This is a genomic window from Pseudolysinimonas kribbensis (assembly GCF_030161895.1).
Lineage (GTDB): Bacteria > Actinomycetota > Actinomycetes > Actinomycetales > Microbacteriaceae > Pseudolysinimonas > Pseudolysinimonas kribbensis.
Genome location: NZ_BSVB01000001.1, coordinates 3033507 through 3046376, shown reverse-complemented (window position 1 = coordinate 3046376; position 12870 = coordinate 3033507). Strand labels below are relative to the sequence as shown.

Here is a 12870-nt window from a genome sequence, read left to right as displayed (position 1 = left end):
GCCGCTAGTCCCCCGACTAGTGCGAGACCCAGATTACGCAGGAAGACGAGCCCAGCGCATGTCCCCAGAGGGGGTGTCCGCCGCGTGGGGGACAAATCGGGGTACAAGGCCGGCGCCTGCTTCCGTCTCCGTCTCGGACCGCGGGCAGACGAAAGGCCCCCGATCGCCGCGTTCCACTCGGCTTGCGCCGAACGGTTCGTCGAGCCCCGGGGGCCTTTCTGTTACTGCTCTTGATCAGCCCATCGGACTCATCTCCTTCAGTGGAGACGACGTTACTCGTCCCTGAACGGAGCGCAACGGGTCAACCCTCGCTAGATGGTTGAAGGTTGCTCGCTCCTACCGGATCGCGTCGCGCAGCAGGGCGACGAGCGCCTCCAGCTGCACCGAGCCCTCGGCCGAATCGTCGGCCGTCGCGCCGTCCAGAGCCCGCGCCGCGAGCCCCGCCTTGGCGTCGATCAGCTCCGAGATCCGGCCGTCGAGCGTGCCGGCGGCGATGATCCGCCAGGCCGTCACGGGCAGCTCCTGCCCGATCCGGTGCACGCGGTCGATCGCCTGCGTCTGCTCGGCGTTGGTCCACGACAGCTCGGCGAGCACGACGTTGGAGGCGACCTGCAGGTTGATGCCGACGCCGGCCGCGGTGAGCGAGCAGACGATGACCGAGACCTCGGGATCGTTGGTGAACGCGTCGAGCGCCGCGGTGCGGGCCTTGGGCGTCTGATCGCCGCGGATCGACACGGTCTTCAGGCCTGCGGCGCGGAAGTGCGCCTCCGCGGTGTCCATCACGTCGATGTGCTTGGCGAAGAACACGACCTTGCCGACGTTGCGCGCCAGGTTGACGGTGTAGTCCGCGGCCGGCGTGGCCTTGGCCTGACCAATGCGGCGCACCATCGTGAAGACGTTGTCGGCGCCCTTCGCCCCCGAGGTGCCGTCGCCCCCGGCCGACCTGGTCTCCTCCAGCTCCGCTGCGGCGACCAGCCGGATGGCGTCGTCGCGACCCAGCTCCGGACGCGCCGCGGTGAGACGACGGTAGCGCTCGACCAGGCGCGCGACGAGTGCGGCCTCGGCGGCGCGGATGGAGCGGCCGGCCTCGCCCTCGAGCTCGACCGGGATGTCGGCGATGCGCCGCGCCGGGATGTCGGCCGCGACGTCCTCCTTGCGGCGGCGCACGATGCCCATCTCGACGACGGCCTCGCGGGCGGCGCTGAAGAACCCGGGCTCGCCGGGATCGAGTTCGGTCTCCTCGAGCCGCTGCATGAGCTCGGGCAGCGGCTTCTTCTCGTCGATCCAGCCCAGATACTGCCAGATCATCCGGAAGTCCTCGATCTGGTTGATCAGCGGCGTGCCGGTCAGGGCGATGAACAACGCCTTCGGCGAGGTCGCCCGGATGCTGCGCGAGAGCGCCTGCACATTGCGCGAGCGCTGCGACTCCTTGTTCTTGATGAAGTGCGCCTCGTCGACGATCATGCCCTTGAACCCGCGGCGCGAGAGCCACGCGACGTGGCGGTCGAGCACCTCGTAGTTGACGATCACGATGTCGGCGAACGCGTCGATGTCGTCGCCGTCGCCGTTGACGATGGTGGCGCTGCGCTGCGGCACCCACTTCTCGACCTCGCGCGCCCAGTTGACCTTGACGACGTTCGGCACGACGACCAGCAGCGGGAACGCGTGCGCCACGTCGGCCGCGAGCAGCGCCTGTGCGGTCTTGCCGAGGCCCGGCTCGTCGGCGAGCAGGTAGGTGCGGTGGCCCTCGCGCGCACTCTCGACGAAGCGCGCCTGGTGGATCATCAGCTCCAGCCGTCCGGGCGTCTCGAGGGTGCGGGGCGCGGGCAGGCGCATGCTCGCCGCTCCCCCGCCGAGCTCGAACGAGCGGAACAGCGGGTCGATGAGCTCCCAGTTGGCCAGCCGGCCGCTGGTCGCCGGCTTCGGGGCCACGGCGCTGAAATCCGGCGCGAGGAACGGGTTGGCCATCTGATACTGCTTGACCGATTGCGGCACGACCTGGCGCTCGACGGCCTCGTCCTTGGCGGCCGGTTCGGTCACGACGATGAGGTCGTCGGGGCTCAGCTCGGTGCCCGCGTCGAGCAGCATCGCCCGGCGCAGCTCCTGCGCGGCCGTGGTGAGCGGGGCCGTGTCGGTGAGCAGCGGGATGAGGCTGGAGTCGCGGGCGACCGTCTTCGCCATGATCGTGGCGATGCCCTCGAGCCGGGTCACCTCCTTGGTGCGCTCGGCGTCGGTGAGTCCGGTGTCGGACTTGATGCGGGCGCGCTCCTCACGCACGAGCGCCGCGACCACGCGGAACCGGGTGCGCCCCGAGGGCCCGACCTTGCCGCGCTGCGCGGCGTTCTCGATCTCACGCACGGTGCGCGCGAGCACGGGGATGATGCCCGTCTCGTCCTGGTGGGCGCGGCGACGCGTCGCAGGACGGCGGGTCGCGTTCTTGCGCTGACCCGACTTCTGGCCGGATGAGGCCATTGCTCTCCTCGAGCGGATGCTGTGCGACGGCGAGCCGCCGCGGACTGTGGATGCGCGGCCCGTGTCTCTCGCGAGGCGGAGCCCCCAGACCCCGGCTTGGCCGGTAGGGGAATGCGCACGACTATTCTAGCGCACGGTCAGGCGCCGGGGTCCTCCGGCTGCAGACCCGTGGGGAACGGGTTGCGAGCGCCGACCTGCTCCAGCTGGTGCCAGTACGGGTAGATCGGCGTCACCGCGCTCGCGCGGTCGAGCCGGTGCAGCTGCTCGGGCGTCAGCGACCAGCCGATCGCGCCGAGGTTCTCGCGCAGCTGGCCCTCGGTGCGCGCGCCGAGGATCACGCTCGACACGGTCGGGCGCGAGAGCACCCAGTTGATCGCGATCTGCGGGATCGTGCGACCCGTCTCCTCGGCGAGCCCGTCGAGCACGTCGACGATCCGGAGCAGCTGCTCGTCGTCGGTCTTCTCGGTCTCGCCCCGCACCGCCAGCCGGCTGTCGGCCGGGCGCGGCGCCCCGCGACGGATCTTGCCGCTCAGCCGGCTCTGCGCCAACGGCGACCAGACCACCGTGCCGACGCCCTGATCGACGGCGAGCGGCATCAGCTCCCACTCGTACTCGCGTGCGGCGAGCGAGTAGAACGCCTGGTGCGCCACGTGCCGGGCCCAGCCGTGGCGATCCGATGCGGCCAGTGACTTCATGAGGTGCCAGCCCGAGAAGTTGGAGGCGCCGATATAGCGCACCTTGCCCGAGCGCACGAGCTCGTCGAGCGTCGACAGCACCTCGTCGACGGGGGTGATCGCGTCGAAGCCGTGCAGCCAGTAGACGTCGATCCAGTCCGTGTCCAGGCGCCGCAGGCTGGCCTCCACCGCGCGCAGGACGTGGAAGCGCGAGCTGCCGACATCGTTCGCGCCCCCGCCGGTGCGCCCGTTGAGCTTGGTGCCGATGAGCGCCCGGTCGCGACGAGACCCGAGCGCCGTGCCGAGCACCTCCTCGGAGCGGCCGTCGGCGTAGACGTCGGCGGTGTCGAAGAAGTTCAGGCCCGTGTCGAGCGCGATGTCGACCAGGCGCCGGGCCTCATCGACCTGCACGTCGCCCCAGGATCCCGCGCCCGATCCGTTCGCGAACGTCGCGGTGCCGAACGAGAGCGCCGGCACCATGAGCCCGGATGCCCCCAGCCGTCGGTACTCCATCTCGCCATCGCTCACGGCCGGGCATCCTCCCGCTTGGCGGGGACCCTGACGAGGATCGCGCACGCGATGAACACGATGACCGCACCGAACTGCCCCGCGACCCACCACTGCCCGTGGAAGTCGAACGGGAAGACCGGATTCCAGATGACGAGGACGGCCGCGAGCAGCGGCAGCGCCCACCACGTGCGGCCCTGGATGGCGAACCAGCCGACGATCGCGGCGAGGATCGCGGTCGCGTACTTGATCACGATGAACGTGTCGACGTCGAGCAGGGCGAGACCCGCCAGCACGACGATCGCGCCGAGCAGACCGGGCGCGAGGGCCATCCGGCGCGACGTCGGGCGACCGTAGCGGTCGTCCGGGCGCTTCGACCCGGGGCGGGACGGCGGCGTCCTGGCCGGCCGGTTGGCGGGTGACGACGCGCCCCGCCCCAGCGGCACGCCTCCGGCGGGGGTCGACCCTTGCTCATCGGGATTCAGGATAGCCGCGGGGCGCTGAGCTCAGGCACGTCAGGCGGGGTGCCGCTCAACCACCGAGGTTCCGCATCGGGCGCCGCGCCGGCCCCTCCAGCACCGAGCCGTCGGGCGCGAAGCGGGAGCCGTGCGCGGGGCAGTCCCAGCTGAGCTCGAAGTCGTTCCAGGTGACGATGGCGCCGAGATGCGGGCAGATCGCGCACAGTTCGCGGGTGGTGCCGTCGACCGTGGAGACCGCCGCGGGCCGGAACCCGTCGCGGCCGACCTCGCCCATCCCCTCGAGCGGCGACCCGCCCACCGGCCGGGCGAGCGCCCCGAGCCAGCCCTTCGCGTACCAGAGCGCGACTGCCGCGTTCTGACCGACGCCGTCGGCGACGGTCTGCGGCAGGGTCGGTCGGCGATGCAGCACGCGCTGCCACGGGGTGGGCTCCCAGCCCCCGTCCGCGCCCAGGATGTCGCTCACCAGGGTGAGCGCGGTGGCGACACCGTTGGTCATGCCCCACTTCGAGAATCCGGTCGCGAGGTAGATGCGCCCGCGACCGCGCGGCAGCCAGCCGACGTAGGGCACGCCGTGCGGCGCCACATGATCCTGCGCGCTCCATTCGGCGACCGGCTCCGCGCCCGGCCAGTGCACCGCGGTCCAGGCGGCGAGCTCGTCGGCGGCGGCGCGCGGGCTCGAGCGGCGTCCGACCGGGTGCCCGAACCCGCCGGTGAGCAGCAGCGGTCCCGAGGTGCGCACGCTCCGCGTGGGCTGCTCCACGTCGAGGAACATGCCGTGGGGCCGCTGGTCCTCGGCCACGCGCCAGGCCGCCGCGTAGCTGCGCTGCGCCGTCACCTTCGCGAAGTACAGGCCGCGGTCGAGGATCGGCGCGCCGGTCGCCAGCACGACGCGGTCGGCATCCATCGGCCCGGAGCTCGTCAGCAGCTCGGCCGGCGAGCTCGCGTGCACGGCCCGCACCCGCACGCCGTCGACGACGAGGCCGCCCGCGGCGCGGATCGCCTCGACCAGGGCGGCGACCAGTGCCATGGGGTCCAGCTGCGCCTGATCGGCGAGCCGCACGGCGCCGGTGGTGGCGAAGGGCAGGTCGACGCGCGCGACGAGCTCGACCGGGATCCCCACGGCGCGGGCCGCGCGGTACTCGGCCTCGACCCGTGCACGACCGTCGCGCGTCGTCGCGTAGCTGAAGGCGTCGCGACGTTCGACCGGGATGCCGGCCTCGTCGCAGAATCCGAGCAACCAGTCGAACGCGGCGGCCTGGCTCTCGGCGTAGGCGCGGGCGACCGCGGCGATGTTGCGGCTGCGCACGTGGTCCGACTGCGTGCCCTGCAGGCGCGACACCTTCGCCGTGGTGCGGCCGGTGGTGCCGTCGCCCAGTCGGCGCGCCTCGAGCACGGCGACGCGCTTGCCGGAGCGGGCGAACAGCAGCGCGGTCACGAGGCCGGTGATCCCGCCGCCGATGATGGCGACGTCGACGCGTTCCGCGTCCGGGAATCGATCGGTGGGGATGTCGGGGGCGGACTGCTGCCAGAGCGAGGGATGCGCGTCGGTCTCCATGTCAGCACGCTAGGGGCGTTGGGCTATCTCCCCGCGGACTCCCGGCGACCTACCATCGAGGCATGAGCGACGCCGCCGCCGACGATCCCGCCGTCGGCCGGCTGCGCGCGCTGCTGCGCATCCCGACCGTGTCGCGCATCGACGGCTCCGAGGATCGCGCGGCGTTCGCACGATTCCGGTCGACGCTGCGCGAGCTGTTCCCGCGCGTCTTCTCGGGGCTGGAGGTCGAGACGGTCGCCGACGACCTCGGCGTCCTGCTGCGCTGGCCCGGCCGCTCCCCGGGCGACGCCGCCGTGCTCATGGCGCACTACGACGTCGTGCCGGCCGACGAACCCGGATGGTCGCACCCGCCCTTCGCCGCCGAGCTCACCCCCGACGGCGACGACCTCCGGCTCTGGGGCCGCGGCGCGATCGACGACAAGAACGCGGTCGCGGGGGTGCTCGAGGCGGTCGACGCGCTGCTCGGGGAGGGGTTCGTACCCGAGCACGACGTGTGGCTGACCTTCGGGGGCGACGAGGAGGTCATGGGCCACGCGGCCGCCGCCGCTGCCGCCGCGCTACGCGAGCGCGGGGTGCGCGCGCGGCTCGTGCTCGACGAGGGCGGCGCGATCGTGCAGGGGCAGTTCCCCGGGATCACCGAGCCGACCGCCGCGATCGGGCTCAGCGAGAAGGGCGTCGCCGCGGTGCGCCTGAGCGTGCACCAGGCGGGGGCCACAGCGCGCACCCGCCGAGCGACGGACGCACCGCCGTGACCCGGCTCGCCGCCGCCGTCACGGCGCTCACGCGACCATCGCGCACGGTGCTCCCACCCGTGCTGCCGGCGATGTTCGCGGCCCTGGCGCCGCACGCGCGCGGGATCGTCGGGTTCGCGTACCGGCATCCGCGGCTCATGCGACCGCTGCTGCTGCGCGCGATGCGCACGGGCAGCGACGAGACGGCCGCGATGATCCGCACCACGCGCACGGTGACGCAGCTGCGGGGGCCGCCGCGGCGAACGTGCTGCCGGAGTCGGCGTCGGCCATCGTGAACCTGCGCGTCGCGATCGGCGAGCGGCTCGACGACGCGGTCGACGACATCCGGCGGCTCGTCGGGCCGGATGTGGAGGTCGAGGTGCTGACCGGCGGCGATCCGGCGCCGATCTCGCCCGCCTCGGGACCGGGCTGGGAGGCGCTCGTCGCGGCGCTCGCGTCGTCGCATCCCGGGGTGCTGCCGGCGCCGTACGGGATGCTCGGGGCGACCGACGGGCGGCACTTCACGGGCATCGGGCCGGTGTACCGGTTCTTCCCGTTCGAGCTCAGCAACGCCGAGCTCGGCGGCCTGCACGCGATCGACGAGTCGATCCGCGTGTCCTCCTACCTCCGCGGCCTCCGCTTCTACGAGGAGCTCCTCCGCCGCCTCTGAGCGCGAGTGCCCAAAAATGACCAGTCGCCAGGTCGGCGACTGGTCATTTTTGGTCACTCGGCGGTCCTAGAGGAGGGACTTCGTGTGCCAGACCGTCTTCGTCTCGGTGAAGGCCAGGATCCGCTGCAGGGATCGGGATGGCACACCCGGCTCCGGCGACACGATCCGCTTGAGCGTGTCCGCCGCCGCGATCTCGAGGTCGACCCAGTCGAGCGCGCCGGCGCCGCTGAGGTCGAGCGCGTTGACGTCGGCATGCGCCGCGAGCCAGGGAGCGATCTCGGCCGGCGATCCGGTCAGCACGTTGACGACACCGCCCGGCACATCGCTCGTCGCCAGCACCTCGGCGAGGCTGATCGCGCTGAGCGGATGCGCTCGGTCGGCGACCACCACGACGGTGTTGCCGGCGACGAGCGCGGGGGCGACGGTCGCGACGAGGCCGAGCAGGCTCGCGCCCTTCGGCTCCTGGGGCGCGACGATCGCGACGACGCCCGTCGGCTCCGGCACCGAGAGGTTGAAGTACGGCCCGGCAACCGGGTTGCCGGAGCCGGCCACCTGCGTGAACTTGTCGGTCCAGCCCGCGTACCAGACCCAGAGGTCGATCGCAGCATCCACCTGGGCGGCGGCCTGCAGGGCGGTCGCACCCTCCGACGCGCGGATCTCGTCGGCGAACTGCGCCCGCCGGCCCTCGAGCACCTCCGCGATCCGGTAGAGCACCTGGCCGCGGTTGTAGGCGGTGGCGCCCGCCCAACCGCTGAACGCGGCGCGCGCGGCGACCACGGCATCCCGCGCGTCCTTGCGGGAGGCGAGCGCCGCGTTGGCGAGGAACGCGCCCTTCGGGGTCACGACCTCGTAGGTGCGCCCCGACTCGCTGCGCGGGAACGCGCCGCCGATCGCGAGCTTGTAGGTCTTGGGGATGCTCAGCCGATCCGCCATGGTCAGTTCCCTGCCTTCAGGTAGCCCGCGAGGCCGTGCCGGCCGCCCTCGCGGCCGTAGCCGGACTCCTTGTAGCCGCCGAACGGCGAGGACGGATCGAATCGGTTGAACGTGTTGGCCCAGATCACGCCCGCGCGCAGCTTGTCGGCGACGGCGAGGATCTTGGAGCCCTTGTCGGTCCAGATGCCCGCCGAGAGACCGTAGGGCGTGTTGTTGGCCTTCGCGATCGCCTCCGCCGGCGTGCGGAACGTCAGCACCGAGAGCACCGGCCCGAAGACCTCCTCGCGGGCGATCGTCGACGACGTGGAGACGTTGTCGAAGATCGTCGGCGCGAACCAGAACCCGTTCTCGGGGATCTCGCACGGCGCGCTCCAGCGCTCGGCGCCCTCCTGCTCGCCGATGTCGCTGAGGCTCCGGATGCGGTCCAGCTGCTCGCGGGAGTTGATCGCCCCGATGTCGGTGTTCTTGTCGAGCGGGTCGCCCATCCGCAGCGTCGTGAGGCGCTGCTTGAGCCGGTCGACGACCTCCGCGTGCACGTTCTCCTGCACGAGCAGCCGCGAACCGGCGCAGCAGACGTGACCCTGGTTGAAGAAGATGCCGTTCACGATCCCCTCGATCGCCTGATCGATCGGGGCGTCGTCGAACACGATGTTGGCGGCCTTGCCGCCGAGCTCGAGCGTGACCTTCTTGTGGGTGCCCGCGACCGTCTTCGCGATCTCCCGCCCGACCGCCGTCGAACCGGTGAAGGCGACCTTGTCGACGCCCGGATGCCGCACCAGCGCCTGTCCCGTGCCTCCCGCGCCCGTCACGATGTTCACGACCCCGGCCGGCAGGTCGGCCTGCTGCACGATCTCGGCGAACAGCAGCGCCGTGAGCGGCGTCGTCTCCGCCGGCTTCAGCACGACGGTGTTGCCGGCGGCGAGCGCCGGCGCGATCTTCCACGCGAGCATCATGAGCGGGAAGTTCCACGGGATGACCTGCGCCGCGACCCCGAGCGCGCGCGGGTTCGCGCCGAGCCCCGCGTAGTCGAGCTTGTCGGCCCAGCCGGCGTAATAGAAGAACCACGCGGCCACGAGCGGCACGTCGACGTCGCGGCTCTCCTTGATCGGCTTGCCGTTGTCGAGCGACTCGGCCACGGCGAGCTCGCGGGCGCGCTCCTGCACGAGCCGCGCGATGCGGAACAGGTACTTGCCGCGATCCGCGCCCGACAGGCGCGACCAGGTGCGGTCGTACGCGCGGCGGGCGGCGGCGACCGCGAGGTCGACGTCGTGCTCGTCGGCGGTCGCGATCTCGGCGAGCCTCTCCTCGGAGGCCGGCGAGATCGTCGAGAACGGCTCGCCGTGGCCGTCGACCCAGCTGCCGTCGATGAACAGCCCGTAGCTCGGACGCAGTTTCACGATCGCGCGCGACTCGGGCGCGGGTGCGTATTCCAGGAACGACATATTCGGTCCCCTGCTCTCAGTCGATGGTGACGTAGTCGGGGCCGCTGTAGTGGCCGGTCGAGATCTTCTGGCGCTGCAGAAGCACGTCGTTGAGCAGGCTCGAGGCGCCGAACCGGAACAGGTGCGGCTGCAGCCACTGCTCCCCCGCGGTCTCCGCGACGGTCACGACGTACTTGATCGCGTCCTTCGACGACCGGATGCCGCCGGCCGGCTTCACGCCGATCCGCTCGCCGGTGAGCCGGTACCAGTCGCGCACCACCTCGAGCATGAGCAGCGTGACGGGCAGCGTGGCGGCGGGCGTGACCTTCCCGGTGGAGGTCTTGATGAAGTCCGCACCGGCGAGGATCGCGAGCCAGCTCGCGCGGCGCACGTTGTCGTAGGTGGTCAGCTCGCCGGTCTCGAGGATCACCTTGAGGTGGGCGAAGCCGCCGTCGTCGCGGCGGCACGCCTCCTTGACCGCCACGATCTGCTCGAACACCGTGCCGTAGTCGCCCGCGAGGAACGCGCCGCGGTCGATGACCATGTCGATGTCGTCCGCGCCGTTCGCGACCGCGTCGCGCGTGTCGGCGAGCTTGACCGGCAGCGAGGCCCGGCCGCTCGGGAAGGCGGTCGCGACGGCCGCGACCGAGACGAGGCCGGCATCCGGATCCCCGTGGGCCGCCCCGAGCGCGTCGATCGCCGCCGGCACCATGTCGCCGTACACGCAGACCGCGGCCACCCGCGGCGTGCTCGGGTCGGACGGGTCGGGGTTCAGACCCTTCGCGACGAGGGAGCGCACCTTGCCGGGGGTGTCGGCGCCCTCGAGGGTCGTGAGGTCGGTGAGCTTGATGATCGTGTCGAGGGCCCAGGCCTTCGAGCTGGTCTTGATCGAGCGGGTGCCGAGGCCGGCCGCGCGCTGCTCCAGGCCGACGGCGTCCACGCCGCTCAGCCCCTCCAGGTGCAGCCGCAGGCTGCGCTCGGTCAGATCGCCGCCCAGCACGCGCACCGCGCGCTCCGCCGGGGCCAGCGCCGTGTGTTGCATCGTCATGAGTCCTCCAGGAGCGCTCGTGCGGTCGTGTCGTCGGTGATGAGGACGGTGCACAGCCCGCTCGCCACCGCGGTCCGTGCGATGTCGTGCTTCGCGCGCCCGGCCACCACGAGGATCGCCGTGTCGGCCGCGCGCAGTCCGTCGAGGCCCAGTCCCACGGTACGCGCGTCGAGCGCGGGATCGACGATGTTGCCGTCCGCATCGACGAAGCGGCCGAGCACGTCGCCGACGGCGCCCTTGCGCACGAGCTCGGCGACGTCGTCGGTGCTCACGTACCCGCTCTCGACCAGCACGGAGCGATCGTCGGCGGCACCGGCCGTGAAGAGGTACGCGGATGCCGACCGGGCCCGCGCGAGCGCGTCGGCGACCACGCGATCCGCCTCGATCGCACGCTTGGTCTGGATGCGCTCGAGGATCGCGGGGCTCGGCAGCAGCACGACCTGCCCGTCGGCGCGCTGCGCGATCGTCGCCGCCGTGGAGGCGGCGGTGCCCGGTCGGCGGTTGAGCGTCACGCCACCGTTGATCTGCACCACCGTCACGCCGTGCGCCCAGCCGGGCTGCAGCCGGTCGGCCACCTCGGCGAGGGTCCGGCCCCAGCTGACGCCGAGCGTGCGCGGCACCGGCCGCATGGCCGCCAGGTGGTCGGCCGCCGCCTGCGCGACCCGTGCCAGGGTCTCGGCGTCGTCGCTGTCGGTGGGGTCGTCCGGTGCCGGCACGACGACGGCGTCGGCCAGGCCGAAGCGCTCCCGCAGCGCGCGCTCGACGCCGAGTCGCCGGGCACGCGGGTGCACGATCTCGATCCGCACGATGCCCTGCTCGCGCGCCTGGGCGAGCAGCCGCCCGACCTTCCAGCGGGACAGCTCGAGGAGGGCTCCGACCTCGTCCTGGGTCCTGCCCTCGTCGTAGTAGAGCTCGGCGACCCGCACGGCCGTCAGCTCCTCGTCCTCGTCCAGCACCGGCATCTCGCGTCCAGCGTACGACGCGTTCTACACATGTGGGTGGCCGTGCTCAGATGAGCAGGCGCCATCCGTCGCGGGCAGCGGATGCGGGCGTCACCCCGCCGACCGGATCGCGGGCGCCTCCGCCCGCCAATCGACCGGGTGCCCGCGCAGCAGATCCTCGAGACGGTCCAGCAGTTCGTCGGGGTCGCCCACCGGCCCCGTGAACCGCAGGAGCGTCGAGGTGCCCCGCGTCCCGCCCGCCACCTCGTCGGACGAGAAGGTCAGCTCGCCGAGCCCGGCGATCCGCACCCGCAGCAGCTCCGGATCGCGCCGCTCGAGCACCTCGACCCGGGGCTCGCCGCCCACGAGCCGCAGCTCGGGGTCGAACCAGCCCTCGACGAGCACGGGGTCGACGAGCCCGTCCCAGACGATCGCGCGCGGGAGATCGACGACGCGTTCGACGGTCCGGATGCTCACGCCAGCGACACTACGCTGAGCCCGTGACGACGGCCCTCGCGATCGATCTCGGCGGTACCAAGGTGGATGCGGCGCTCGTCGCCGACGACGGCACGATCGACGAGGCCTCCCGCACCCGCCGCCCGACGGGCCGCGATCGCTCGGCCGAGGAGCTCGCGGATGCCGTGCGCGAGGCCGTGCGCGGCGCCCTCGCGCAGCTGCCCGCCGGAGCCGAGCTCGCGGGGGCCGGGATCGGCTCCGCCGGCCCCATCGACATCCCGCGCGGCGCCGTCATGCCCTACAACCTCACGCCGTGGCACGGCGGGTACCCCCTGCGCGACCTCGTGCAGGAGCTCGTGCCGGACGTGCCCGTCACCCTCCGCATCGACGGGCTCTGCATCACGCTCGCCGAGCACTGGGTCGGCGCCGCGCGCGGCGCGGACGACGTCCTCGGGATGATCGTCTCGACCGGTGTCGGCGGCGGCCTCATCCTCGGCGGGCACACCATCCCGGGCCCGACCGGGAACGCCGGCCATATCGGCCACATCGAGGTCGCGGGCTTCGACGATCCGTGCACGTGCGGCGGCAGCGGCTGCCTCGAGGCCGTCGCCTCGGGGCCCAACACGGTGCGCTGGGCGCGGGAGCGGGGATTCGAGGGCGCGACCGGGGAGGACCTCGGCCGCGCCTACGCCGCCGGTGACGGGATCGCGGTGGCCGCCGTGCGCCGCGCCGGCACGGCGATCGGGCGCGCGATCGCATCGGCGTCCGCGCTCCTCGACCTCGAGATCGTGGCGATCGGCGGCGGCTTCGCGAACGTCACGCCGGACCTGTTCGAGTTCATCCGGGAGCCGATCGCCCAGCGCGTCAACTCCGCCTACGTGCGGCGGGTGCGCGTCGTGCCGTCGATGCTCTCCGGCGACGGACCCCTCATCGGAGCGGCCGCCCTCGTGCACCGCTCCGAGCTCGTCGGTTAGGCCCCGGCC

The 12870-nt window shown here is 72.6% G+C and carries 12 protein-coding genes; 3 read left to right on the top strand and 9 right to left on the bottom strand.

The features are described 5' to 3' along the window. Positions 1-336 precede the first annotated feature (336 nt). The 4 genes from QQK35_RS16795 to QQK35_RS16780 form a co-directional block, all read right to left on the bottom strand. Complete coding sequence (locus QQK35_RS16795) at positions 337-2472, bottom strand: DEAD/DEAH box helicase (protein WP_284255163.1); 2136 nt, start codon at positions 2470-2472, stop codon at positions 337-339. 137 nt (positions 2473-2609) lie between these two features. Then, positions 2610-3674, bottom strand: coding sequence for an aldo/keto reductase (locus QQK35_RS16790; RefSeq protein ID WP_284255162.1), 1065 nt, complete (start codon positions 3672-3674; stop codon positions 2610-2612). Further along, positions 3671-3985, bottom strand: a complete 315-nt coding sequence (locus QQK35_RS16785; protein ID WP_284255161.1) for a DUF6804 family protein — start codon at positions 3983-3985, stop codon at positions 3671-3673. Before QQK35_RS16785 ends, QQK35_RS16790 begins: the two co-directional genes overlap by 4 nt. 199 nt (positions 3986-4184) lie before the next feature. Continuing rightward, on the bottom strand, positions 4185-5687 hold the full coding sequence (locus tag QQK35_RS16780) for an FAD-dependent oxidoreductase (protein ID WP_284255160.1): 1503 nt from the start codon (positions 5685-5687) through the stop codon (positions 4185-4187). 62 nt (positions 5688-5749) lie between these two features. On the opposite strand from QQK35_RS16780, the gene QQK35_RS16775 reads away from it, so the two are divergent. Both QQK35_RS16775 and QQK35_RS16765 read left to right on the top strand, forming a co-directional pair. Next, the gene (locus QQK35_RS16775; protein WP_284255159.1) at positions 5750-6439 is read left to right on the top strand and encodes a M20/M25/M40 family metallo-hydrolase; all 690 of its coding nucleotides are present in this window, start codon (positions 5750-5752) and stop codon (positions 6437-6439) included. 37 nt (positions 6440-6476) lie between these two features. Next, complete coding sequence (locus QQK35_RS16765) at positions 6477-7088, top strand: M20/M25/M40 family metallo-hydrolase (RefSeq protein ID WP_348535019.1); 612 nt, start codon at positions 6477-6479, stop codon at positions 7086-7088. A 66-nt stretch (positions 7089-7154) separates the two neighbouring features. On the opposite strand, the gene QQK35_RS16760 is transcribed toward QQK35_RS16765, so the two are convergent. From QQK35_RS16760 to QQK35_RS16740, 5 genes are all read right to left on the bottom strand, one after another. Next, on the bottom strand, positions 7155-8021 hold the full coding sequence (locus QQK35_RS16760; RefSeq protein WP_284255156.1) for an aldehyde dehydrogenase family protein: 867 nt from the start codon (positions 8019-8021) through the stop codon (positions 7155-7157). A gap of 2 nt (positions 8022-8023) precedes the next feature. Beyond that, positions 8024-9463 (bottom strand): aldehyde dehydrogenase family protein, encoded by a 1440-nt coding sequence (locus tag QQK35_RS16755; protein WP_284255155.1) that lies wholly within the window; start codon positions 9461-9463, stop codon positions 8024-8026. Between the two features lie 16 nt (positions 9464-9479). Beyond that, entirely contained in the window at positions 9480-10484 is a 1005-nt protein-coding gene (deoC, locus tag QQK35_RS16750; RefSeq protein WP_431311820.1) for a deoxyribose-phosphate aldolase, read from the bottom strand. A gap of 2 nt (positions 10485-10486) precedes the next feature. After that, on the bottom strand, positions 10487-11452 hold the full coding sequence (locus QQK35_RS16745) for a sugar-binding transcriptional regulator (RefSeq protein WP_284255153.1): 966 nt from the start codon (positions 11450-11452) through the stop codon (positions 10487-10489). 90 nt (positions 11453-11542) lie between these two features. Next, entirely contained in the window at positions 11543-11908 is a 366-nt protein-coding gene (locus QQK35_RS16740; protein WP_284255152.1) for a hypothetical protein, read from the bottom strand. Positions 11909-11931: 23 nt separating this feature from the next. Here QQK35_RS16740 and QQK35_RS16735 point away from each other — a divergent pair, with 23 nt between their 5' ends. Further along, positions 11932-12861 (top strand): ROK family protein, encoded by a 930-nt coding sequence (locus QQK35_RS16735; RefSeq protein ID WP_284255151.1) that lies wholly within the window; start codon positions 11932-11934, stop codon positions 12859-12861. Positions 12862-12870: the final 9 nt, after the last annotated feature.